Source organism: Exiguobacterium acetylicum DSM 20416 (assembly GCF_000702605.1).
In the GTDB taxonomy this organism is placed as follows: domain Bacteria; phylum Bacillota; class Bacilli; order Exiguobacteriales; family Exiguobacteriaceae; genus Exiguobacterium_A; species Exiguobacterium_A acetylicum.
In genome coordinates this window covers 2,276,242-2,300,348 of record NZ_JNIR01000001.1, presented here as the reverse complement: position 1 = coordinate 2,300,348, position 24,107 = coordinate 2,276,242, and the positions used below count along the sequence as shown (strand labels likewise).

The 24,107-nt window shown below is 38.1% G+C and carries 21 protein-coding genes and 1 pseudogene; 16 read left to right on the top strand and 6 right to left on the bottom strand.

All coding sequences use genetic code 11. The features are described from left to right. Positions 1-14: 14 nt before the first annotated feature. The 9 genes from P401_RS0112150 to P401_RS0112105 all read left to right on the top strand — a co-directional run bounded on the left by P401_RS0112150 (position 15) and on the right by P401_RS0112105 (position 9,773). Complete coding sequence (locus tag P401_RS0112150) at positions 15-1,463, top strand: lipopolysaccharide biosynthesis protein (protein WP_029342686.1); 1,449 nt, start codon at positions 15-17, stop codon at positions 1,461-1,463. Between the two features lie 2 nt (positions 1,464-1,465). After that, a complete protein-coding gene (locus P401_RS0112145) occupies positions 1,466-1,975 on the top strand; it encodes an acyltransferase (protein WP_029342685.1) in 510 nt (169 codons plus the stop codon). Further along, positions 1,972-3,225 carry a hypothetical protein gene (locus P401_RS0112140; RefSeq protein ID WP_029342684.1) on the top strand — a complete coding sequence of 418 codons (1,254 nt, stop codon included), beginning with the start codon at positions 1,972-1,974 and terminating at the stop codon, positions 3,223-3,225. Before P401_RS0112145 ends, P401_RS0112140 begins: the two co-directional genes overlap by 4 nt. After that, entirely contained in the window at positions 3,222-3,854 is a 633-nt protein-coding gene (locus P401_RS0112135) for a glycosyltransferase family 4 protein (protein ID WP_029342683.1), read from the top strand. The genes P401_RS0112140 and P401_RS0112135 overlap by 4 nt, the downstream gene beginning before the upstream one ends. Next, positions 3,851-4,420 (top strand): glycosyltransferase, encoded by a 570-nt coding sequence (locus P401_RS0112130; protein ID WP_081834744.1) that lies wholly within the window; start codon positions 3,851-3,853, stop codon positions 4,418-4,420. Before P401_RS0112135 ends, P401_RS0112130 begins: the two co-directional genes overlap by 4 nt. After that, the gene (locus tag P401_RS0112125; protein ID WP_029342681.1) at positions 4,401-5,657 is read left to right on the top strand and encodes an O-antigen ligase family protein; all 1,257 of its coding nucleotides are present in this window, start codon (positions 4,401-4,403) and stop codon (positions 5,655-5,657) included. The genes P401_RS0112130 and P401_RS0112125 overlap by 20 nt, the downstream gene beginning before the upstream one ends. Then, a complete protein-coding gene (locus tag P401_RS0112120) occupies positions 5,657-6,652 on the top strand; it encodes a glycosyltransferase family 2 protein (protein ID WP_029342680.1) in 996 nt (331 codons plus the stop codon). The genes P401_RS0112125 and P401_RS0112120 overlap by 1 nt, the downstream gene beginning before the upstream one ends. A 179-nt stretch (positions 6,653-6,831) precedes the next feature. After that, positions 6,832-8,165, top strand: a protein-coding gene (locus P401_RS18350; RefSeq protein WP_412767682.1) for an IS3 family transposase whose coding sequence is annotated in 2 segments (ribosomal slippage) — positions 6,832-7,201 and positions 7,201-8,165 — 1,335 coding nt in all. Because the reading frame shifts where the segments join, the coding sequence is not laid out codon by codon here. Between the two features lie 141 nt (positions 8,166-8,306). Then, a complete protein-coding gene (locus P401_RS0112105; RefSeq protein WP_029341475.1) occupies positions 8,307-9,773 on the top strand; it encodes an IS1182 family transposase in 1,467 nt (488 codons plus the stop codon). A gap of 535 nt (positions 9,774-10,308) precedes the next feature. On the opposite strand, the pseudogene P401_RS18080 reads toward P401_RS0112105, so the two are convergent. The 3 genes and pseudogenes from P401_RS18080 to P401_RS0112095 all read right to left on the bottom strand — a co-directional run bounded on the left by P401_RS18080 (position 10,309) and on the right by P401_RS0112095 (position 13,220). After that, positions 10,309-11,071, bottom strand: a pseudogene (locus P401_RS18080) (putative bifunctional diguanylate cyclase/phosphodiesterase). A gap of 69 nt (positions 11,072-11,140) precedes the next feature. Further along, the gene (locus tag P401_RS18075; protein ID WP_051656301.1) at positions 11,141-12,640 is read right to left on the bottom strand and encodes a sensor domain-containing diguanylate cyclase; all 1,500 of its coding nucleotides are present in this window, start codon (positions 12,638-12,640) and stop codon (positions 11,141-11,143) included. Positions 12,641-12,776: 136 nt separating this feature from the next. Beyond that, complete coding sequence (locus P401_RS0112095; RefSeq protein ID WP_029342677.1) at positions 12,777-13,220, bottom strand: hypothetical protein; 444 nt, start codon at positions 13,218-13,220, stop codon at positions 12,777-12,779. Between the two features lie 239 nt (positions 13,221-13,459). Between P401_RS0112095 and P401_RS0112090 the strand changes: the two genes are divergently transcribed. Next, positions 13,460-14,278, top strand: a complete 819-nt coding sequence (locus P401_RS0112090; RefSeq protein WP_029342676.1) for a tyrosine-type recombinase/integrase — start codon at positions 13,460-13,462, stop codon at positions 14,276-14,278. On the opposite strand, the gene P401_RS0112085 is transcribed toward P401_RS0112090, so the two are convergent. Together P401_RS0112085 and P401_RS0112080 are read right to left on the bottom strand one after the other, a co-directional pair. Next, entirely contained in the window at positions 14,259-15,092 is an 834-nt protein-coding gene (locus tag P401_RS0112085) for a tyrosine-type recombinase/integrase (protein ID WP_029342675.1), read from the bottom strand. The genes P401_RS0112090 and P401_RS0112085 overlap by 20 nt on opposite strands. Further along, on the bottom strand, positions 15,089-15,523 hold the full coding sequence (locus P401_RS0112080; protein WP_029342674.1) for a sigma factor: 435 nt from the start codon (positions 15,521-15,523) through the stop codon (positions 15,089-15,091). The genes P401_RS0112085 and P401_RS0112080 overlap by 4 nt, the downstream gene beginning before the upstream one ends. Positions 15,524-16,025: 502 nt before the next feature. On the opposite strand from P401_RS0112080, the gene P401_RS0112075 reads away from it, so the two are divergent. The 6 genes from P401_RS0112075 (at position 16,026) to P401_RS0112050 (ending at position 23,056) form a co-directional block, all read left to right on the top strand. After that, the gene (locus P401_RS0112075) at positions 16,026-17,978 is read left to right on the top strand and encodes a DUF1430 domain-containing protein (protein WP_029342673.1); all 1,953 of its coding nucleotides are present in this window, start codon (positions 16,026-16,028) and stop codon (positions 17,976-17,978) included. Then, positions 17,975-18,586, top strand: a complete 612-nt coding sequence (locus P401_RS0112070; RefSeq protein ID WP_029342672.1) for an ABC transporter ATP-binding protein — start codon at positions 17,975-17,977, stop codon at positions 18,584-18,586. The genes P401_RS0112075 and P401_RS0112070 overlap by 4 nt, the downstream gene beginning before the upstream one ends. Before the next feature lie 748 nt (positions 18,587-19,334). Next, positions 19,335-19,760 (top strand): hypothetical protein, encoded by a 426-nt coding sequence (locus P401_RS18445; protein ID WP_152548195.1) that lies wholly within the window; start codon positions 19,335-19,337, stop codon positions 19,758-19,760. A gap of 71 nt (positions 19,761-19,831) precedes the next feature. Further along, entirely contained in the window at positions 19,832-21,289 is a 1,458-nt protein-coding gene (locus P401_RS0112060; protein WP_029342670.1) for a hypothetical protein, read from the top strand. Between the two features lie 4 nt (positions 21,290-21,293). Beyond that, positions 21,294-21,944, top strand: coding sequence for an ATP-binding cassette domain-containing protein (locus tag P401_RS0112055; RefSeq protein WP_034786107.1), 651 nt, complete (start codon positions 21,294-21,296; stop codon positions 21,942-21,944). Between the two features lie 20 nt (positions 21,945-21,964). Next, a complete protein-coding gene (locus P401_RS0112050) occupies positions 21,965-23,056 on the top strand; it encodes a hypothetical protein (RefSeq protein WP_236627117.1) in 1,092 nt (363 codons plus the stop codon). A gap of 214 nt (positions 23,057-23,270) precedes the next feature. Here the strand turns inward: P401_RS0112050 and P401_RS0112045 are convergent, their stop codons facing one another. Then, positions 23,271-24,035 carry an Ltp family lipoprotein gene (locus tag P401_RS0112045; RefSeq protein WP_029342667.1) on the bottom strand — a complete coding sequence of 255 codons (765 nt, stop codon included), beginning with the start codon at positions 24,033-24,035 and terminating at the stop codon, positions 23,271-23,273. Between the last annotated feature and the right edge of the window lie 72 nt (positions 24,036-24,107).

The following is a 24,107-nucleotide window of genomic DNA, read 5'->3' as shown; positions in this document are numbered from 1 at the left end:
TAAGGTAAAAAAATATGGTTATTGAAAAGAAAGTAGACCACAAAGCAAATAATAAAAGAATAATTAATATTAATTTCTTAATAACCATATTTATTTTACCTGTTACCCTAATTGAGATCTTAGTTTTAAATAATATCAATAAAAATTTAGTAGCATTATTAGCTCAAATAGAATTAGCAAGTACATTTATATTTTCAGTGATACTATTTGGCGGAGCAAATAGCATTATTATTTTTATGCAAGGTAAAAAAATTCAGGATAAACTAAAAATAGTTGCAATTAATTTACTTCCCTCATTCATCTTTTTGATTATATTTATATCCTTTGATGTATTTAAACCTCTCAAAGAATCGATGTTTAACCTAATAACTGGAAATGATTTTATACTATTTATGTATTTATCTCTATGGATGTTATTTTATATTTCCATTGCTATTTTTAAATCTGAAAAATCTTTACTGACTCCAGTTGTGTTCGAAAAAATTTTTAATCCTTTAAGAATAGTAATCTTTTTGGGGATTATATTTATATTAGGGACACATGATTTAATAAACGGTATGAAAATTTCCTTATTTATATCTATAAGTATTTTAATAGTAAGCTTATGGATAATTTATCTGAAAGAACCCCGAAAAATAGATTATAATAAAGACAACTACATATTTAATGTTGGTGAAGTAATAAAGTTCAATTTTTATGCTTTTACCCTAGGTTTGTTATCATTCACCTATGAAAAAATTGATCAAATTATTATAAGTAAATATTTTTCTTTAACTACTTTAGCGATATACTTCACACTATTAAAAATTAGTTTTTTAATGGATTTTATACCAAAAATTTTTAATAGTGTTGCTTTACCTACATTTGTTAAATTAAAAAATGAATTAAATAATAATTTGGAAGAAATAAAAAATCATTACAAGGAAATGCTTAACAATAATTATTCGTTCTCAATTATGACAGGCTTGTTACTAATGCTTATAATGGAATTAATTTTAAGATTAGGCTATATGCAAGAATTCGATAAATATTTAATTATTTATTTTATATTACTATTAATAAAATTAATATCAGTTCCTAGTTCCATAAGTAATGCATTGATTAATTCATTTAAAAAAAATAAAGGATTATTGTTACTTTCAATTGCTACTACTGTAATACAAGTAACTATTGTATTAAGTACAGTAGAATTTTGGGGTATATATAGTGTTGTTATTGCTAAATTAGTAGCAGCAATCATAGGACAAGTTATATACCGTTTAATATTGAAACAATTAAATTTAGAAATACCCATTGATCGTAAATATGTAAGTGGCGTTATTTTATTTAGCCTTTCAGGAATTTTGCTAATTCAAGGTATGGGCTATCTGATTATAGGTTGTGTAATTCTAGCATTTTTACTGTTTAAAAAATATTATTTAGATTTTATTTTGGGATTTATAAAAATAAAAAGTAGGGGATAACAATGAAAAAGATAATCCAACTAATATATTCATTTGGCATGAGCGCCTTGAACTTTTTACCAGATAATACATTCGGTAATAGAATAAGAGGGAATTTTTTAAATATTTTCTTGAAAAAAAAGGCGAGAAATCTACAAGTTAGTAAGAACACAAATCTTATTAACCCTTGGAATATCTCAATTGGTAACGATGTTTTTATTGGCTTTGGTGTTTGGATCAATCCTATAAAACCAATATTCATAGATGATGAAGTAATTATAGGACCATATTGCTGTATATCAGCTGGAAATCATACTATTAAAAAAGGTAGTTATAGATATGGAGAACATGACTCAAAAGAAATTTATATTGGTTATGGTAGTTGGTTAGCTGCGCATTCAGTAATCACTAAAGGTTCTACAATTCCTAAGGGTACTTGTGTAGCATCAGGGGCAATAGGAAATAATTTCGATAGAATTGAAAATGAAATATATGTTGGAATTCCTTTGAAAAGAAAGAGTGAGAATAAATGAAAAATAAAATTATTAAGTTTATAAATTCACCTGAAGCGAATATTTTAAGTTCACAAACTATGTATGAATCTTTAATGGCAAATATTAATATGTTTATTATCTCTAATGAATTAAAATTTAAAAAAGAATCAATGAAAATAGGATATAAATTATTAAATCATCAAAATGCGGATGGCGGTTTTGATATAGGGTATAATTTTATCTTTGGCCATAACATAGTAAAGAAATTAAAAAAAGAATCTACTACTCCTGAATTAGTTAGCCTATTTGCATTAGTTGAGTTAAGTAAAATTTTAGATATAAATCAAAAAGAAGATAATGATCTTAATGAGAAAATTATGAAGTCTTGTAGAAAATCAGTTGAATGGATAGAAAAGCATCTTGTAAATTTCGATTATGGAAGTGCTATACCGTATGCTCCGTTGACTACTACAAATATCCATATTACCAACGGTGTATCTTTCACAATTGGAGCATTAGCAAATTATATAGATCGTTTTGATAAAGACAATAAAGAATTAAAAGAAACTTTAATAAAGATGAATAAGTTTATGTATACAAACCTTGAAGAAAATGGTCATGGATTATACTGGCCATATTTTTGGCAAAATTCACCTTATATAAATGATAATCCGAGAAAAACTAAAATTGATAATTTTCATATTGGTCAACAATTAAGATATCATGCTTTTTCTTTAAAAAAATTCAAAGATCAATTTAATGAAAAAATTGTTGAGGGCGTTACAAAATATCTTACAACTGAAATTGAAGATGATGGAACGTTATCATATGTAATTGTTAACGGAAAACATAGTGGAACTATTAATTCTTGGGGATATTCTTCTGTTATTAAAGGTTTAATAGAAGCTAGTAGTTTTGAATTTGTCAATAAAAATGAAATTAATGATAAGATATCTATCATGGTAAACACACTAACTGATCATTTTTGGAATGGTGAGTACTTCTATCCAATTGTAGAAAAAAAATCATATAACGTAATAGATTCGAACTTTTATCCAAGATCAGATGCATGGGTAGCTCATTCCTTATCTTATGTTTTAAAATATAATCAATCTGAAAAATTTTTAGATGAGAACAAAGAAAAGGAGATTTCTAATATAGTATCAAACGTATTATTAAAAATAGCAACTCAAGATTATACAGGTTATGAAAATCATACAGTTACAAAGAAAAAGTTATATTTTTCTGCAGTAATAAATAGTTTTAAAAAAATTAAGGGGAAAATATGAAAAAAATTTATATAGCTTCAAATGCATATAAACCATCTTACGGTGGATTAGTTTCCTACATGGATAATATATCAAAAGAAGTAGAGCTCAATAATGAATATAAAAGTGAATTGATATACTTAAATAATGATAGTTTTATAAATACTAAATCAATTTCATATAATTCTATAGAATTTAAAGTTAGTGGCTTAAAAAAACTTTTTACTCCTTATTATACAATTAAATATCTAAAGTTATTAATTGATCAAAATAAAATTTTTACTGAAATTGAAAAAGAGAATTATATTATTATCCGTCATTTTTATTTTGCTGCTGCCATTGCAATGAGTAGAAATAAAAAGTTAATTGATAATAGTATATTTCTAATACCTTTGTTAGCGCCTGTACATCAAAGAGTCATTATAAAAGATAGTAAATTTATAAAGAAAATTTACTACATGATAATTCAAAGTCAAATAAAATTTTTTGAAAAAAAAGCGATTATTTCAAATATAAAACTTGCTACTTTGAGTAACTCCAAAAAAGAAGAAGTTCAAAAGTACTATAATTTGAAACAAAAAGATATAAAAGTTATAAATCCAGGAGTAAACACTGAAAAATATAAAATAACAGAAAAAACAATGAAATAATTAAATCTATAAAAAGTGAATTTAAAGATAAATTTATTTTACTTACAGTCTGTAGATTATCAGCTGAAAAAAATATTGTTTTATTGCTTAAGTGGATTAAAAATACAAAATTGACTAATGTTCATTTATTTATAGTTGGAGCCGGAGAAGATGAAGAGCGCTTAAAAAAATTAGTCATAGAGTATAAAATAAATAAAAAAGTTACTTTTTTTGGATATAAAAAAGAGACGGAGTTATATTATTTATCCGCTGATTTATTTATATTAGCAAGTACTTATGAAGGATTTGGACATGTTTTTTTAGAAGCGCTTGCATCTGGTTTACCAGTAATTGGTTTGAAAAGTAATGGTTCAGATGTAATCACTGCGAGTGAAGAAATTATTGAAAATGGTTATAATGGATTCGTCATAGAAAATAATATTCAGGATCTAGAAAGTAAAGTATCAGTGTTAAAAAATAATAGAGAATTACATAATAAAATGAAAAATAATGCATTACAATCTTCAGAAAAATATCGTTGGAGTAATCACTTACAGGAGATAATTAATGGAATTGACGGTGAATGAAAATAAATTAAATATAGTGCATTTTTTATTTTTTATAATTCTTTTTAGATTTACACCAACAAACATATTGGGAGAATCTATAGGAATGAGGTTAGGTGATTTAATTTGTTATATAGTAATAGTTATAACTTTATTTATAATTTTAAATAAAATAAGGAATATAACTATTACAGCACCGCTTATATTACTAATACTAATGAGTGTATCCGATCAAATAAGTTTAGTCATATCTCTTTATAAAGGGGTAGTAGTTTTAAATGATGCATTCGAATTAACCAGAATGATTATCTATATTTTTACGTATTTGATAACTTTTAGTTACTTTAATATTAAAGACTATAAATTAAACCACTTAGATTTTAAGTTTATACAAGTAATAATGATAATATTTTATGCAATAAATTTTATTGAAATATACTATGAAAATATTTTATTAAATTTCTTAGATTTTGTGTATAGTTTTGAAAAATCTAGAGGTATTTCTGCATATTCTATAAGAACAGTTACGATGTTTGCGAATCCAAATTATTATGGGATTTTCTTGAGTGTAATATTTAATATTTTTTATTATATACTTCTAATGTCAAAGTCAAAAAAAAATAATTTTATATTGATATTAAATTTACTTATTATAGTACTATGCGTATTTAGTACAGGATCTAGGACGGCATTTGTAGTTTTACTTTTAGGTTTTGTTTACAACAATTTGTATGGTTTCATTTTTTGTAAAATTATTAGAAAAAAAATATTATTTATTACGGTCCCGTTATTAATTACTTTTATGCACTTAATTTCTAGCAATAATTACGCTCAAAACTCAGGTACTCCATCTATATTTTCGAGAGTATTAGATTTTCAAAATACAAGTGAATCCTTAAATGAAAGATTTGAAATTTGGGATCGAAACAATAAAGATTTGAAAGAAAGTATTATTTTCGGTAATGGTCCTAACAAAGCAGAAGTAAGAGTTTTTGACAATAATTATTTGTTTATCCTCTATAGAAACGGTCTTATGGGGTTGATTCTTTTTCTAAGTTTAATTTTGATAGAATTTTTTAAAGCACAAATTAATATATTTAGAAATAAAAACCTTAGTGAATCTATAGTGTACTCTAATATTATTTTTATGATTTCCATTTCGTTATATTCAACGTCTTTATTTTTCAATTTGCAAACAGGCTTATTATTCATGCTAGCTGTAGGATGGTATAGTGCATTGAGTAGAAGGAGAATTTAATGAAAATTAGTGTGATTGTAATTGCAAAAAACGAAGAAATAGGCATAAAAAGATGCTATAGCAGTATTAAGGAAGCGTGTAAATCGTTTAGTCACGAAATAATATTTGTAGATTCTAATTCTTCAGATAACACATTAGAAGAAATGAGAAAAATATTAATTTCTAATGAAAATGATACTAAAGTTATTCAGCTTAAAAGTAATTTTTATACAGCAGCACTTGCTAGGAATATCGGTGCTAAAAATTCTCAAGGTGAATGGTTAATTTTTTTGGATGGTGATATGGAGCTTGACAAAAAATTTATTAACAGTGTACTAAATGGTGAAAAAACAGATGACAAAATTATTGGCTATGTAGGAGAAAGGGACGATTTATTTTACGATGAAACCGGTAAAGTTTATAAAAGGGTAAAAAATGTATATTCCAAAAACAACAAAGTAGGTCCAGCAAAAAAATTTGGTGGTGCTCTTATGATTTATAAAAAATCATTTGATGAATTAAGCGGTTATAATTCAAAATTAAAAACAAACGAAGAGATGGAGTTTTATTCCAGAATTTTATCTATGGATAAAATAATTTATTATACTGATCAAAAAATGATTGAACATAATATAAAATATGGTAAAAAAACTCTTTTAGGAAAATTTTTTAACCTTAGATATATTTATACTGGTCAAGCGTTAAGATCCGGGTCATTAAACAGAAACTTTCTTGCTCTAAACTACTCTCTTTATGTGTCCTTAAGTTTTTGGATATTTGTTATAGTGTTTATTTCTACATTGGGTCTTTTTAAAGTAAATAGCTTTACTTTATTTTTAGGCTTTATAGCGCTTTACTTATTAATTAGATTATTTTTTATAACTAAATTTAAACCGATTGATTTTTTAAAAAATTTATTCAATTCATCATATGCTTTTTTTGGATTTTTACTCCCATTAAAAAATTTGAGATACACTTATGAAGTTATAAAAGAAAATCTACCTTCTGATAAATAATTAAGAATGTTAAGAGTCTGTAAATTAAAAAATATCAATTGAATTTAAAAGCAGTACTAGTCATAAATTGAACTGAACCCCGAATGATAGACACTTGAAAAAAAGTGCATCATTCGGGGTTTTTCGTGTGGATACGAATCGCTATAATGAACCTATTCAATCAGACGGGAGAAACAATCATGAGTAAAATCATCTTCACTATGACCCAAATCAATCAGCTCGAAGAAAATCTGAACGTCGCTTCCGTATCAGAACGCTCGATCCAGTACACGACCGAGTTCAAGGTCAGGGCCGTACGTGAGAATATGGAAGGAAAGGGACCTCAACAAATCTTCACGGAGGCCGGATTCGACCTGACGGTGATCGGGAAACGAAAAGCGCATTCTGCGTTGATTCGCTGGCGCCAAACGTTCCGAAAAGACGGAGAGGAGGGTCTCCGGAACGACAAACGTGGAAAGGCTCTGGGAGGCGGACGCCCGAAGACAGACGAGTCGATGGAGAGACGGTTGGCGAAGGCAGAGGCACGGATTAAATACCTGACGGCAGAGAACGAGCTCTTAAAAAAGCTAGAGCAGTTAGAGGGGCAGGCGAAACGTCCGAACTGACACCAGCAGAGAAATATCAGGTCATCAACACCGTCATCCGCATCGCACAGATTAAGAATCTCGTCCGCCCACTATGTGAGATTGCCGGAGTGAGCCGCAGTGGCTATTACGCTTGGTTGAACCGTTCCGAGGCGGATTCCCTACGAGAAGAGTGTGATCATCTAGATGCGACACTCCTCAAGAGCATCCATGATAGCCATAAAGGCAAAGTCGGCTATCGGGGGCTGTACATGGAGGTGTTCGCCACCCTCGGTTTCCCGATCAACCATAAACGGATTCTCCGACTGATGCGCAAATTTAACATCGTGACTAAAATCCGGAGGATGAACCCTTATCGCAAGCTCTCTCGGGCGACGCACGAGCACCGCGTCGTGCCGAACCGATTGAACCGCGAGTTCCGGCAGAGCGAGCCCGGGAAGGTATTCGTGACCGATATCACCTATCTCCCCATCGCCTCCGGCGAGAACGTCTATCTGTCTTGTGTGAAGGACGTCGCCACACGCGAGATCGTGGCATACAAACTATCCACGGATCTTCGTATGGACCTCGTCTTTCAGACGATGAAAAAGCTCGAAGAGCATCTCCAAGGGAATCGACATCCTGAGGCGATGATTCATTCGGACCAAGGCTTCCACTACACCCATCCGGGCTACCAGCGACTCATTGGCGACCTCGGACTGGTTCAGTCCATGTCCCGTCGGGGCAACTGTCTCGACAACGCACCGATCGAATCGTTCTTCGGTCATTTGAAGGACTATGTCGCCAACCGTTCGTGCGAGTCAATCGAGGAGGTCCGAGAGATGGTCGGGGACTACATCAGCTATTACAACTACGAACGCGGTCAATGGAACCTAAAAAAGATGACCCCGAAACAATATGAAGGCACTGAAAAACCTCATATAATTTAAACAGAGGAGCGTCGTCCCGAAGGGACCGATGCTCCTCTGTTCTTATTTTTCGATCGACCAGCCTTTTGCTACGAGGTTACTGTACATGAATGCCATTCCAGACTATACTGGCTGAAATCAATACATTTGGAGGCGATTTCGATGATGCCCGACCTGCCGAATATGCCGCCGAGCCCTTATCGGGCTCTCTATGATTTGTTAATCCCCGCGGATGATGAGTTACGTCTCATTCACGACCTCGTCTCTTTTGATTTCATTACAGAATTGCTCGCGGACACGTATTGCCATGATAACGGACGGATGGCGGTCCATCCCGTTCGGATGTTTAAATATCTATTTCTGAAAGCCTACTCAAACCTGTCCGATGTCGACCTCGTCAGACGGGCGAAAACTGATCTTGCCTATAAATATTTTTTGGATTTGGCACCGGAGGAGGATGTCATTAATCCTTCATCGCTCACAAAATTCCGGCGTCAGCGTATGGATAATGACGAGCTACTCGATCAGTTGATTGCGTACACAGTACGGATCGCAAAAGAGATGGGCGTTCTAAATAGTCGGACGTTGATTGTTGATTCGACCCATTCTCGTGCTCGATACGGACAAAAACCGATTAAGCAGGTTGTCATCGAAGAGGCGAAACGGCTTCGGCAGGCATGTTATCAAGAAAATGACAACACGAAAGGACGTTTCCCAGAGAAAGTGGATGAAGCAGATATCGACCAACTCTTGGCGTATGCGCTCGCTGTAGCTGAAACTGTTGAATCCGAAATGCCTGAATTGATATCACGGGAGCACATTCGGGCTCGGGTGAACCGTGTCCGTGAACTGACGGAGGATGCACACTTCGAGTTGCGGGTATCAAGGGACAAGAATGCCCGGACCGGGCATAAAAGCGCTGACTCCTCGTTCTTTGGTTACAAACATCATCTCGCAATGACCGAGGATGGCGTGATCACAGCTGTTATCGTGACGTCCGACGAAGCGGCAGATGGCATTCAACTGACCAGCCTGGTTGAGAAGAGCCATATAGCTGGCGCCGAGTTCGACTACATTGTGGGTGACTCTGCCTATTCTAGTCGTGAGAACCTAGTTTCTGTCGCTTCGCAAGGATGTAAGCTCGTCGCTCCATTGAATCCACGGGTCTTTTCTGTCTCCACGAATCGAGCTGAGGGGTTCACCTATAATAAAGATGCAAACCGCTACGTCTGCCCTGCCGGGCACATGGCCGTCCGAAAGTCTCGAACAGGCAAAAAGAATGTAGGTGCAAGTCAACAAGAGACACACTTTTTCGATATCGTACTATGTAAATGTTGTCCGTTGCGCGAAGGATGTTATAAAGATGGGGCAAAATCTAAAACGTATAGCGTATCGTTGAAGTCAAGGGAGCACAGCGATCAGCTTGAGTACGAACAGACTGACGAATTCAAAACGTATCGTCGTAAACGATACGCGATTGAATCCAAGAACAATCAACTGAAGAATACGTATGGTTTGGCGCGAAACAAAACGTCAGACCTAAAAGGCATGACATTGCAGAGCGTGATGGCGATCATCGCGGTCAACTTGAAGCGAATTATCAGCCTCCAAAAAGAAAAAACAGACTAATGGCAAAGAAAAAAGACGATTGAATCGACTCAGTCGAACCAATCGCCTTTCCTCGTGATTACTCTCGAAGAGAGCGCAGGTTTTTCAGTGCCCTCAAACAATATCGGGATCATCTAATCGCAGCATAGAAGACGTGGTCTTTTTATTAAACTGTCCATATTACGGGGCTCAGTTCAAATAAAGACTCGTACTGCTTTTTGCTTTTTACGAAAGTAAGTGAAAGTGTGTTCTCTGAAAAAATCAAACTGAAAATTTGTCATTTAAGCGCAATACACTATAAATTAAGTGTTTTAATATAACAAAAAATCTATCTGTCGATTTTAATTAAACATGGATGATGCGACAGCGTGGACATCACTTAACCACTTACATGGATGTTTATTGTGATGAAAATAGTGTCGTTGGTGCTTATTCTTGGACGATGACGAAATACTCGTTCATGACCGGAGAACAAAAATATTTTTCAGAAACGTATTATATTAAACACAAATCGGTTAGGTAGTCTAATACCTATTTATTAGTAGCTTTTTTTTATTTATTTCAAATGTCTAATTGAATGAAAAGTCCATAAATACTTAAAAAAATCCTCTTCCTTTAACGGTCGACTAAAATAATAGCCCTGGAAATAATCGCAACCTTCTCGAGCAAGCCAATCTGCTTGTTCGACTGTTTCGACACCTTCAATCAAGACTTCCATCTCTAGGTTATGTCCGAGTTGAATCATCGATTGAACAATCGCTTGTTGATTCTTACCGTCAAATAACGAACTGATAAATGAACGGTCAATCTTCAATAACTGAATCGGTAATGAACGAAGTTGTTTAAAGGACGAATACCCAGTACCAAAGTCGTCGAGGGAAACACGAATACCGAGTTCCTGTAGTCGTGCTAATTTTTCATAGGTCGCCGTCTCATACGATAAGGCGGCGGACTCCGTGATTTCGAGCTCGAGGTATGCTGGATTCATTCCTGTCTCCTCGAGAATTGTTTCGACGCGACGTAAGAACTTTTGACTCGCGAACTGAAGTGGGGAGACGTTGACAGCAATCGAGAATGGTTCCGGTGTCAAGTCTTGCCACGCGACCCAGCGTAGGCAGGCTGTTCGTAGTACCCAGTCACCAAGAGCATGGATTGCTCCTGTATTTTCAGCGACGGGAATGAACTCGGCTGGTGACGAACCCAAGCTCATCGTTCGTCCAGCGCGCTAAGACTTCAACACCCGTCATGCGTTCCGTAGCTACTGCAATCTTTGGTTGATAGACGAGCTCGAAGGCTTCTGCTTCGAGTGCCTCGGTCATGAATTTTTCGATCTGGACGGTCCGTAAGATATCGTTTCGATTCTCGACCTTAAATTCCTTGATCGTGTTTTACGCTTCAGTAAACGAAGCGTGTAGTGCTAGTTTTGCATACTCGATCAGTTCTTCGGCTGTTGTTGCGTCTTCTGGGTAATGACTAATCCCAGCGCGCATCGTCAGCGTAATGACGGTTCCATCGATATCAAATGGTTGCGATAAGGCAGTGTAGCACTTCTCAGCTTTTTGAGTCGCCAGATGACTGCGTTCGTCAACGAGGAGAACAAGGAATTCCGATGAATCAAGACGTGCTAGGACATCACGCGCGTGAATCGTTGCTTGGAGACGTTCTGCAATCTGCAGCAATAGACTCTCAACACCTTTATGTCCGAGCATATCACTCAGAGAACGCCAACGGTCCATACTGAGCGAAAGGCAGGATACCGGAATTCCTTGTCTGATTTGATCTTCGATGAAGAGCGTGATTTTGTCTCGATTCGGTAAATCCGTCAAGCGGTCATGAAAGGCAAGGTGTTCAAGTTGCTGCTGGGACGAGACTTGGTCCGTGACGTTGCGGAAGAACCACAGTGTCTGATTCAAGTTCTCACCTTTTAGCGGATGATTGACGACTTCAAGGATATGTTCTTCGACGCGTAGCATCTGTTTCGTATGATCGGGAACATCAAGACGTAACGTAGCGTCATGTTCCGATAAGTATGGGTGACGTTTCAGGAAAAAATCATGGAACAGCGAGTTCGCATATTGGATCAGACCATCAGGATTCGTCGTCACGACACCATCTTCAGTTGATTCAAGAATCGTCGCTTGGATGAAGTCACGTTTACGTAATCGGAGGTCAAACAAGACGGAAGCGAAGAAAACGATGAACAAAAAGAGCGTGACGATCGAGACAAGCGTCAATAGCATTGCTGGTTCAATGACTTGATCACTCGTAAACGATGGAATCATCTGAAACTCTAAACCGAGCATGCCAACGTGATGCATCCCGGAGATCGCAATACCCATGATGAGAGCAAAGAAGACTTTCGTCTGAACCAGCATCTGTTGCTTCGCGTAACGCGAAAAGAAACCGATATAAAGTGCGGTCCAAGAAGCAGCAATCGCAATCAAGATCGAGAGTAAGACGTAACCCGTGTGATACTGCAGGGTCATTCCCTGTAAAGCGGCAATCCCGACATAATGCATGCCGGCAATCGCACTTCCCATTAAGAAACCACCGAGGACGAATGATTCACGAGACATGCGGCGGGCAACGAGATAAAAGCCAAGGATATATCCTGTCATCGCGATGATGACCGACAGAAAGACGAGCGGGAACGAGTAGGTCGCATCCTTCAAGGTACCGTGACCAAGCATCGCGACGAAATGCATCGACCAGATGCCGAGACCTAAAATCGATCCACCGGCAATCAACCAGAGATGTTTCGAACGATTGGTCGCTGTCTTGACGAGTCCCGCGAGTTCAATCGCGATGTAGGCAGATGTTGCGGCAATCAGATAAGATAACGTGACGAGTAAAAAGTCAGTATGAGCATGCATCGTATGGTTTGGCATGATGGAAGAAGTCACCTCGGCAGAATGAAATGTTTAATCAAAGATAAAGGTGTAATCTAAATACCCTTTTTCATCTAATCATATACATTTTTTTCAAATAACATCTGACGGGTGAGGAAAAATCAAAGCGTATCGACTATAGATGGAGACCGACGAGGATTTTATGATCCATTAATTTCGTATACTGGAGCGTATGGAAAAACGGATTTCCGAAGTCGCATGGTTGAAGATGGACATGAATCATGTGATAGCTGTAAGACAAGTTCGGGTTTGCCTTTAGCAGATTCAAAATCGTCTGTTCTTGAGACGCTGGGCTGATGTCATAGATATGAAACGAGATGATGTTATGACGGATGCGAAACGGGGCAATCGTGAGGGTGAACGGTTTATGATGGGCAAATCGATGTTCTGTTGAGACGGTCGATCCGGTAATCACGAGCTCGTGTGGGGTGATGCGTAGTTTCGGGTGCCAGAAGTCTCTGAATTCGATTGCGATAATGTCGCGTAAGTCCTCTTCCGTCACATACGTCGTGACGAGAATATCTGATGGATTGCCAAGATAGTCGTTATCCGTATTCATATGTAAGCTCCTTTATCGATTAGTGGAGAGAATCAATGCGCTGTCGTTCAGGGTAAAGAAAGGTATGTGTTCTCTCCTGCTCTACAGAAAATAGATTCAATACGATTGTAACTTTTTTCCTTATTTTTGTTTTTCGTTCATTGATTGTTTAGGGAAAGCGATTCTTGATATTTCATCGAAAATCAATCGTGTGCTTCATCAGCTGTCACGTCAGTCCCTACAAAAAGGAGGAACCAGCTATGACCCACTATGACTATCTCGATCAGTATTTATTGACCGACTTCTCGCGGTCAGCCCATACGATCAAGGCATACCGGAGTGATCTTCGACAAATGCGTTTGCATCAGGTCGATTGGTCAGTCGCGTCCTTACGACGCTACTTTCACTGGATGAAAGCACATTATAAGCCGTCGACGATCTTGCGACGCTATCATGTCTTACACCGGCTTGGAAATGTCCTCGTCGAGCGACGACGCATCAAAAAGAATCCGATGGTCGAGATCCGTCCCATCGTTCATCAACGTCTCCAAGATGAGACGTATCATGATAGTGAAGAGCTGATCCCCGTGATTCGACAGATTCAAGATCCAACCTATCGCCTCTTTTTTGAGGTGATCAGCCAAACGGGCCTCCGCTTCATGGAGGCCCGTTTGTTGACGGTGCAGGATTTTGATCTAGCGAAGAAGGAACTGTACGTTCGTCACGGGAAAGGCGGTCGAACACGGACGGTTCCGATCGGGGAGACCCTTTGCGATAAGATCGTTTTGTTTCTAGCAGGTCGCACGGTCGGCTACTTGTTTCAGTCCGTCACGGGACGGATGATCAATGAACATGCGGCAAGGAAGGCACTTCGCGAGGTGGGATTTACGTCCTTAAAGCGTCACGTCCGTCCGCATATGCTGCGGATCGCCTATGCGACCTATCTTTATCAGCAGGCAGGACTGAAGTTGCTCGATATAAAGCGTCTGCTTGGTCATGCCAGCATCTCGACGACGGAAGGATACATCCGTAGCCAGACGAATCATGTCCGGGACGTTCTTAATCGTCTGTCCGCTTGAGTCGATTGACTGACGTATGGGCAATGTCGTGCGATGGTAGGACGTAGTGCTGGGTCGTCCGAACATCGCTGTGACCGAGTAAGCGCATAATTGTTAGAATATCCGTCTGATGCACGTGATAAAGCGTCGTTGCGAACGTCACTCGGATGTCATGCGGACGCAGGATCCGTCCGAGGTATCGTTCACTTGCTTCTTTTAGGACACGACGAAACTTTGCCGGATTAACCGGTCGTCCGCTGTCTTCACAAAACAGTGGAAGGACATCAGGACGAATCGTCTCAATATAACGCGACAGGACATCGCGTAATGCATGATGCAACGGAACTTGACGTGATTGATCACCTTTACCGCTCCGGACGAGTACCTGATCGCGCGCAAAGTCGACATCTGCGAGCTGTAAGTCACGGGCTTCCGAAAACCGCAGTCCCGTGTGCAGGAGAAGAAAGCTAAAGGCGTAGACAGTCTCGTCACGAATCGTCTCGAGGACACGATGGACGTCGTCATACGTGAAGGCAAGTCGCCGGTGAGGCGTAGGAACCGGTTTTTTAACGCGTGCCAACGGATTCGTCTGGAGTGAACGTTCGGCGACCAGTTGATCGAACAGGATTGACAGAGCATGTAGTCGTCGAGCCGCAGTTGCTGGAGCGTAAGTATCGCGCAAAAACTTGCCATATCGCTGTAGGGACGGAAGATCGATTCGTTCGACGTGGCGACAGAGATGCCGTACGTCTGAGCGATAGGCTTTTTTCGTCAAGGGACGATAGTCCGCCTGTTCGATGATTACGAGTAAGCGTTCTTGATAGTACGTCATCATCCGAGGAGGAACTGAACTTTCTGCCGGAGTTCCGACTTTAATGAGCGCAGTCGCGCTGGTGAGTAACCGAGCGTCTCTTCCGTGCCGTGCATTAAGGCTTCGAGAAACGTGTACTCCTTATTCGACAGATCTCGCTTGAGTTCGCTGAGGAGATAATGAAAGGAGACGTTTGGGGTCCGAGGGAGTTCTGGCATCGTCTCGACCGCGACTTCGGTCGCAAGCGTCCGGTTGCGGGTCGCTAAGTAGTCGAGCATCGCTCCTTTTGCCCGGATCCGGGCGAAGGTGACGGTCATGACCTTTCCTTCTTCGATTGATTTCCAAAGTCGGAGGAGGGCAGCTTGCCGGCATTCATCATGTTCATTCGGATGGATCGAAAGGCGGGACAGGAGGGAGTTGACGAGGGGAATCCAGTTACGTAGTAAGTCGTTCATGAGTATCCGTTTCTTCAGATATGCATATCTGTTATGTATTCCGCGGTAGTTTTAGTATAAGTAGAGTTATCCTGAAAGCAATCGCGCGAGAATGCGGGTTTATCTGAGGCGAAGGGACGGAAGGAGGGGAAATCATACGGCTTACACTCTTTGAAAGTTAAAGAAACCGTTGGCATGATTGAAGAAATGGAGCGTTGCGCCCAGCGGATAACTCTACTTATCCGCTAGGGTGTTCGAAAAAAGAAATCAGTATCGTTCTACCAATCGAAAGATAGGGAGTAAGTCGTGGGAAAAAGATAATTAAAGAGGCGATCTTCCTAATTCGCTTACAGTCCTTAGATTCCTAGTCGCAAAAGAGAAGCGAAGCTGCTGATTTTAAGGAATAGATGGCTGTTGTTTTTAAAAGACGCGTTTTGTTGGATTGCGTTAGGAAATTATATCTTTTGGTTATTCGTGTTTCAAGGTAATCTGAACGTATTACTAAAAGATGGGAGGAAACCGGATGAAACGCTTGAAGTTAATGATTCTAACCGTGATGGTGTTTACGAGTCTGTTCATCATTGGAGAGAGTCGGATGCTGACACTTGAAGGATTCGCAGAACCGTTCGTGTCGACGACGATTTATCCGAATCCGAAGATTTCGGAACAACAGATGCTAGCAGATATCGAGCGAGCCGCGACGAAACATCAAGTCGATGTCTTCACTTATGAAGAGACGCCTAATCAGACGTTCTCGAGTACGAAGATGATTTACGGAACGGCGGGTACTAAAGCGATGTTTGCTACCCGCTCGATTGAAGAACAGGTCTATCAAAGCGTCTTTCTCGGTGATATCACGTTTCAGTTCAAGCCGTTATCCGAGCATCCTGCCGTTGCTTATACATCAAACTTTTACGGGATTGGTTCAGCTGCTGCCGTAAAGGCGTTTAAGATGGAATTGATTGATACATACGCGGGAAACCATCCGCAACCTGGTTATAACGAGTCGGCAGAACTCTACCGTATCTTAGGCGTATTCGCACTTGTTGCAATCATCACCGTGCTACTGACCTTCTATGAGCTGGCTGTCGTCAGAAAGGAATTGCTCGTTCGTCTATCGATGGGCGAATCGTTAGCCTATTGGATAACGCGTTCGATTCTGATGGACTCCTGCATTTTGTTGCTTTCGTTCATCGTTAGCTTTTTGACACTCCGTTCATTCACGCCGATTGATCCATACTTGGTGCTGTTCAGTGGATTGATGGTTGGATTGCTCGTCGTCAACGGACTGGTCTATCTCCGCTTACGACGCTTGACAATCAAAGAAGCGTTCTCAAACGGTCAGCGGTCGAATAAGTTACTTGTCTTTACATATGGAATGAAATTCGTGACAGCGTTCTTGACGATTTTGATGCTCTCAAGCAGTATCACGGTCATCGCCGAAGCCGTGACGATCTATAAACAACGTCCGTTCTTTGAAGCGAAGAAAAACTATTCGTATACTTACATCGGTCACAAAGTAACGTCTCCGCGCTATTCGGATGAGAAAAGTTCCGACACCTCGGAACAAATCCAGACGGAACTGTACACACGCTTTTACGATGACTTTAAAGTGACATTGAGCACTCCGATTAACAGCTTCACGGTAGATCAACCGACCGTCTTGATGAATCGGACGGCATTTGATGAAGTTGCTGGACAATTTGCGAATAGTGCCTCCGTCTTAAAGCATGAGCTGACATTCTTTGCGCCAGAGGGGATTGCGATTCCAGCGAAGTCGACCATTGATAGTGGTCTTCGTGAACTCGGACTCGCGGCGTATCTCGCAGATTCCTATCCGGTCGTCCGTTATCAAGAAGATTTCGAGACCGTCGCGATCGATCAAAATCTTACTAGCGGCAGTAGACTCATCGATGATCCGTTACTCATCGTCGTCAATGAAGCAAAGCAACCGAAAGTACCCAAACAACTGTCAAATGTCTTACTGGCTGACGTCATGTATGACCTGGACCAAGAAGCCTTTCAAGACTATGTGGCGGAGAAACAGATGACGAACGAACTCGTCTTACAGACGAATGCGTGGGAGAAGTATCTTGGCATCTGGGAAGCAGCAAAACGATTGATGAACATGAACCTGATCTTTGTCATTCTGATTCTTAGTCTGGAGTTACTCGTCATCTGGACGGTGCTACGCCTCGAGTATCAAGTGAATGCGATTGAGTTGTCGGTTCAAAAGGTGATGGGATACAGCATCTGGCAGAAAAACCGAAGCCTGATCGTGTCGACGATGGGGATTACGCTTGTCAGTACACTGGCTGTAGCGCTTACTGCCTATATCTTTGAGTTTTCTTCGCCATGGCTACTGTTAACTGGAGGAGCACTCTTGCTACTGGCCGAAGGAATCTTACTGATTTGGCTGATTCGAAAGATTGAACGGGCAAATGTCCAGCGCATTTTAAAGGGGGGTAATCTATGATTGAAATCCGGCAACTGACCAAGTCGTTTCAAGGGAAAACCTTATTCGAAAACCTATCGCTAACGATTTCTCAGGGCGACTTCGTCATCTTTTCCGGTCCAAGTGGATGCGGGAAGACGACGCTGCTTAACATGATTGGGGCGCTAGAGCCAATTGATACTGGAACGATCGTCGTCGACAGAAAGGATATCACGAACAAGCGCAATCAACTGGCATACTTTCGGACGAAGCTCGGCTTCTTATTTCAGAACTTCGCACTCGTCGATCAAAAAACGGTCCGGCAGAATCTCGAGATCGTTCAGAAACGCTATCGCTCGGGTAAGACGATTGAAGAAGTGCTGACTTCTGTTGGACTGAGCGACAAAATCGATCAAAAAGTCTTCATGTTGTCAGGCGGGGAACAGCAACGGGTCGCATTAGCTCGATTGATGCTGAAGCAGTGTGACATCATCTTAGCGGATGAACCGACGGGCTCGCTTGATCAAGCGAACGCGGAGCGGGTGATGGCGCTCTTACAAGAGTTGAACGATCAAGGAAAGACGATCATCCTCGTCACGCATGACGAAGCGATTAAACAACAAGGAAAAAGGCTGGTGGAGATAGGATAACGGAATGAACGATTCGCTGTTGTTGATTGGAGTTGTTCTAGTACTTTTTGTAATCAATCAAGTCTAAAACATTTGAAAGAAGTAACGCGTGAGCATTTTTTCGCTTGATTGATCGTCAGATACCTCTCCTTTTTAAGGAGAGTTTTTTTGTTCATTAGAAACAGAAAATAGATTTCAAAAGTAGATTGATGTAATTTGAAACACAGTGATGAAATAAAAATGGATAAATTTTGCATTGGTCGGAATCCGTGACAAAGAAGGAATCGTCAAATGATATGGACAGGGTTCATCATACTCGTCATGATCTTGGTGTTGCTCGTCCCTATTTCAAAACCATGTCAAATACTAATTACTAAAAAAACAATTCACAGTAGCAAAAAAGAACTTTTCTTTTATGCGAAGGCAAAGTTGTATGATTGCTTCACATCAGAGAAAATGGTAAGTCTGCAACGAATTGATGACATTCATTTAAGGCATTAAGAGTGACTTTTGGTTCCGTAATGGGAGGTCTCTTTTTTATTTATAGTTATCCATTGCTTATCAGAAGAAAAAGTTTAGCACCATTACTAAAGAGTGTTTCAAAATAATATATAAAAAACAAATAAATTATAAGGTAAAGAAATGATGGTAGAAAAACGAAAAATGGAAATTTTTTTCTAATTTGATGGTTATTATCTGAAAATTTATGATAGGATTTTTACGAAAGGGTAAGTGTAAAAGGAAATGAAAATTTAGGAGGAAATGTAAAATGAAAAAAGTACTTACGTTAACTGCAGTATCGACACTCGCTTGTACGCTTGCTTTCGCACCTCAAGCAGATGCTTACCGAGCGACCAAAACTGTGAGCAGTGTCACATCAAAAGCAGATTTACCTTACTTCTCTGATTTTAGTGGCTGCGGAAATTATAAAGCCTATAGTTCTACTACACGGACAGGCTTTAAAAGTTTAAAGCACCACGTCACATTTACGACAGTTGGAGGAAGTGTTTCATTCTCAGGTGCCGGCGTTAGCGGTAGCGGAACAAGCCCAGGGTACACGAAATCAACAAAGAGTAAATCATACTATAGTTCAGGAAATGTGTGTGGTAGCGGATTGACACTCTATTTAGGGATGAACACGACTATACATGTGGATTATAGCAACCGAACGTATACAGCTACTGCAAAGATTTGATCATTCGAACATAATTTAATCATTCTTTTTACACTAACCTTTCGTATTATGAACAGGAGTATCGAAACCATATGAAAAAAATAATCCTTATTTGTATCAGTTTTTTATTCATATTAGCTGGTTGTAGCCAAGGTGAAACGTTCATCAATCGAGATATACATAATTCAAACTTAGTGAAGACTGCATCTTCTTATCTAAAAACATCAGATGGTGGCTCTGTCTTTGAAGTAGATAGTCAGTTTAGTGAATCTTCAGCTATTAAAAATAACAGTACCTATCGTTTTCTAAAAAAGAAGTCAAAGAACTATTCGATTCAAAAATGTAATGAAAAGAGAAACAAGTTTTATTGTGACTTGATTGTTATGCAACTTAACCGTGAAGGTACATTGAATAGCAAACAAATTTCAAAAATCGACTCATTTTTTGATCTCTATTTTTTATACGAAACTGCAAATTCAATCAAAGAAGTCAGCATGATTCAAGACATAAAAGAGCATATTCACCAAATGAGACAACCCGTTCAAGGTGATCAAATTGAATATTTATACTTTACACTCCTATCGCTTGAACTTGATTCTAATATAAGCACTTCTCCGACAAAAGAAACGATAAAAACAATCATTGACGAATATTCTAATCAAGATTTGATGGATCCAAACCGTCCTATCTTGTTGTATGCAGCATTAAAATTAAACGATAGTCATAAATGGGGAATAAAGTTAGAACGTCTCCAATCTCTCTATCAGAATGAACAAAACCAAATCACACTACTATTTTGTGATGAAATCACATACTGGATACAATTACAAATTGTCGAGATGGTTATGGAGAACGATGCAGGAAAAAAAGCATTCGTAAACTTATTGAATCAAAATAAACCTTACACTAGTTTTTATCATTCTTTAGACAGTATTCGAAATCTGTATCTGATGTCTAACTTATTTGCTAGTAATAAATTGAAACATACAGAACAATACATCGAGGTGATTAATTCCCGCCTCGATACCCTCTTAGGAAGCGAAAAGAAGACGCAACAAAATTTGTACTTCATATCTGTCATAGATCAAATTTTAAAAAATGAAAATCGAGATTTGAGTGAGTTTCCAGATGTGAATTGTAAAGATTTACACAACCTATCGGAGAGATATTATTGTGGAAAAAACCAAGATGAAAATGATCTTTTTAATGAAAAGAATCTATTAGAAGAAAACAAATTATTAACAAAATTGTTGATTTATGATAGCTTTACATTGACCTCTTCACAGAAAAAAGAAGTGAAGTCATTATTTCCAACTGTCTTGAAATATGATGGAAAGGATGATTATGTCGTTTTGAATGTGTATAGCAGTATGATCACGGAGCATGAATTAAAAGTGGATACTGAGAAGATCAAAGAGCGTATAAAAGAGAAAGAATGCGGTCTTGGTTATTGTGAGAAAGCAGGAAACTATTCATTCGAAATGAGTGTCTACCTGAATAATATCTTAAATATTTTAGAGGGTGACGAAATTGCTAGGAGGTTTCGATGATTCGATGATGTCAATAAACGTAAATAACGTAAGTTTCGGCTATGGAAATCAAGAAATTTTAAATGACTTTTCTTTAGAAATTCAAAAGCCAGGCATTTATTCACTATTTGGTAAAAGTGGTTGCGGTAAAACGACTTTGATTAACATCTTGTCGTTGATACAGGCTCCTACGCATGGAGAAGTAGTATTGTTCAATCAAACGCTAGATTTTTCGAATAAAGAAAAGATTGATGAGGCACGTAAACAAATCGCTTATTTCTTTCAGGATTTAAATCTCATTGAAGCATTAACCGTGCGTGAAAATCTCGAAATCATATCGTTAATTAATCATCAAAATATTGATGAAGAAAGATTAAAGCGATACAGTGAAAAAATCGGAATGTCGAAGAAGTTAGACGTACCTGTCAACAATCTTTCAGGAGGAGAACGGCAACGGGCTGCTTTTTTAAAGGTAATGATTTTTGAATACAAATTGATTTTGCTAGATGAGCCAACAAATAATCTAGACAAAGAAAACATTGAAATGATCATGGATTTATTAAAGGAAATTAAGTCTGATAAAATCATCTTAATCGTTACGCATTCTAATTATGTAGTTGGTCAATCGGATCAAACATTTAATTTCAATGAATTGAATAGAGGAATTGCAATATGAAAATGACCGTTTTTCATTACATGAAGAAGAAGTATATGAAACAGCTTAAAAAATTGACTACATTAAACTTCCTGCTCATCATTTTACTATTGTTTTCTGTTTTTACCATCTTTATCTCAACAGAAAATATTCGAAATAACATTTTAAATAATGAGCGGCTTTCGATGGTACTCATCAACGGATACAGTAAAAACGGTGAGTTTTCGTATGATACAGAGAAGATAAAAAAGATGGATAACGTTAAAGATTTATCGTATGAATATGAGATTCCATTATCATATTCAAATGGTGATGGTGAGCAGGATTTCATGAACTGTCTGACGCTAAATCCAACGACGCGAGATGCCATCAACTATCACAAATCGGTCAAAGGAAATGAAATCATACTACCTGATTCATTTAAAGGGAATACGTTGAAGTTCACGGATATGGAGAATAAACCGTTGTCCTTAAAACAATCCTACTATGAGGGCTCAGGTATCTTCTTTTTGAAGGATAAATGTTATCTAGCACCTCAAACTAGTGCGAAATTGGCAGAGGAAATAAGTAAATCAGATAATTACTCTAGTGCTAAGTCGTTGTTAGTCAATATTACGAAAACAGAGCATATCTACGATTTCGTACAAGATTTTAATAACATGTTTGATGAAGAAAAAGCATATGTATACTATCAAGCGGAAGGATTAGAAAAACTTGTAACAGGATCTAAAATGTCGATGTATCTGTTGATACTCTTCCAAGTAGTGTTGCTTGCTATCGTTTTTATCTTCTATAGAAATAGTTTAAATGCACTGATCAAAACACTAAATAGAGACTTGTTGTCGTTATATATCAACGGGTTATCGAGTAAAGAAATTTCTCGACAATTTTATTCAACCATCGAATCCATGAATAAAAAAATATATATGTATTCCTATGCTCTGATTGCATTATTTGCAGTAGGAATGTGGAAATACATGGGAATGCAGCCGCTTCTGATAATGGTCGCTGGATTAGTTGTACTGTTATCCATTCTGATCGTATTAAACAAACGATTCGTGAAGTTATTGATTACTCGGAAAATGAATAAAGAGTTATCGAACGACAACATCGTCTCGCAATTGAGAAACTAATGTTGTTCCACACGATGTAAGAAAAATGGAGTGTTTAACATTTTATTTTGTAATAGAATTAGGAAGATTTTTTATACCCTTTGGTCAAGTATTGATCAAGGGGTATTTTTGTGCAGTTATCTTTATGTAGAGGATTCATTTCAACCATGCACAACGAATGAGATAGTCTAAATAAAAAACCACCCCATTCAAAATTAGAACAGGGTAAAAATTATTATTTCAGTTGACTGATTGCAAAGTTCGCTTCTTCCGCTGTGAATTTTTCTCCGTAATCCGATGAGAGTTGATCTCGAATCGCTTCAGGTGACATGCTCATCGTCTCTTGGTATTCCTTTGCCTTTTGAAGTGCATTCTGGTTGTAGTCGGCATCAAGTGTATCGATCGCATACTGTGCCTCTTCACTTGTAAACTTCTCACCGCTGTCGGATGTCAGCTGCGCGTAGATGCCTTTCTTCGACATACTCATCGTTTCGGAATAAGACTCAGCTGATTTGAGTGCGTTTGATTTCCAATCATTAAAACTCATGTTTTCCATCGCATAAGCTGCAGCTTCCTTCGAAAACTGCTCTCCATAATCGGACGTCAACTGGTTCGAAACGGCTGCTTTTGACATGTTCATCGTTTCCGCATACGATTCCGCCTTGTCTAGTGCTGACAGATATTCTGTTGGAACATCAGGTGTCGAGTCTTCTACTTCAGTCTCTACTGTAGAAGTATCTTCTACAGTAGCTTCTTCCTCCGAAGCAACCTCGTCCTCTTCTGAATTCGATGGTGCAGTCGTTTCGTTATCCGTGTCGTCTGCCTTTGTAGTAGAAGGCTTTTTCGTGGTCGATTCTGTTGATTTTGCTGATGTTTCTTTTTTGGCTGGAGTCGCCTGATCTTCTGAATTGTTTCCTGCTGCTACAAAAATAAGAAGTACGATTAACCAAAACCACCATTTCTTATAGAATTTACGTTTTGGTTTAGTAGATGATTGCATTATTTTATCCCCTTATATCTTTTATACATAAAAAATAGCATACATGACTATAAATTGGAATTTCATTATTTT

Coding starts and splice junctions, on each gene's coding strand:
- P401_RS0112085 (WP_029342675.1), bottom strand. CDS start 15,092: ATGATGACGTACTATCAAGAACGCTTACTCGTAATCATCGAACAGGCG.
- P401_RS18075 (WP_051656301.1), bottom strand. CDS start 12,640: ATGCCAAACCATACGATGCATGCTCATACTGACTTTTTACTCGTCACG.
- P401_RS0112090 (WP_029342676.1), top strand. CDS start 13,460: ATGACCCACTATGACTATCTCGATCAGTATTTATTGACCGACTTCTCG.
- P401_RS0112140 (WP_029342684.1), top strand. CDS start 1,972: ATGAAAAATAAAATTATTAAGTTTATAAATTCACCTGAAGCGAATATT.
- P401_RS0112075 (WP_029342673.1), top strand. CDS start 16,026: ATGAAACGCTTGAAGTTAATGATTCTAACCGTGATGGTGTTTACGAGT.
- P401_RS0112125 (WP_029342681.1), top strand. CDS start 4,401: ATGGAATTGACGGTGAATGAAAATAAATTAAATATAGTGCATTTTTTA.
- P401_RS0112055 (WP_034786107.1), top strand. CDS start 21,294: ATGATGTCAATAAACGTAAATAACGTAAGTTTCGGCTATGGAAATCAA.
- P401_RS0112045 (WP_029342667.1), bottom strand. CDS start 24,035: ATGCAATCATCTACTAAACCAAAACGTAAATTCTATAAGAAATGGTGG.
- P401_RS0112070 (WP_029342672.1), top strand. CDS start 17,975: ATGATTGAAATCCGGCAACTGACCAAGTCGTTTCAAGGGAAAACCTTA.
- P401_RS0112080 (WP_029342674.1), bottom strand. CDS start 15,523: ATGAACGACTTACTACGTAACTGGATTCCCCTCGTCAACTCCCTCCTG.
- P401_RS0112095 (WP_029342677.1), bottom strand. CDS start 13,220: ATGAATACGGATAACGACTATCTTGGCAATCCATCAGATATTCTCGTC.
- P401_RS0112105 (WP_029341475.1), top strand. CDS start 8,307: ATGATGCCCGACCTGCCGAATATGCCGCCGAGCCCTTATCGGGCTCTC.
- P401_RS0112150 (WP_029342686.1), top strand. CDS start 15: ATGGTTATTGAAAAGAAAGTAGACCACAAAGCAAATAATAAAAGAATA.
- P401_RS0112050 (WP_236627117.1), top strand. CDS start 21,965: ATGAAGAAGAAGTATATGAAACAGCTTAAAAAATTGACTACATTAAAC.
- P401_RS0112135 (WP_029342683.1), top strand. CDS start 3,222: ATGAAAAAAATTTATATAGCTTCAAATGCATATAAACCATCTTACGGT.
- P401_RS0112060 (WP_029342670.1), top strand. CDS start 19,832: ATGAAAAAAATAATCCTTATTTGTATCAGTTTTTTATTCATATTAGCT.
- P401_RS18445 (WP_152548195.1), top strand. CDS start 19,335: ATGAAAAAAGTACTTACGTTAACTGCAGTATCGACACTCGCTTGTACG.
- P401_RS0112145 (WP_029342685.1), top strand. CDS start 1,466: ATGAAAAAGATAATCCAACTAATATATTCATTTGGCATGAGCGCCTTG.
- P401_RS0112120 (WP_029342680.1), top strand. CDS start 5,657: ATGAAAATTAGTGTGATTGTAATTGCAAAAAACGAAGAAATAGGCATA.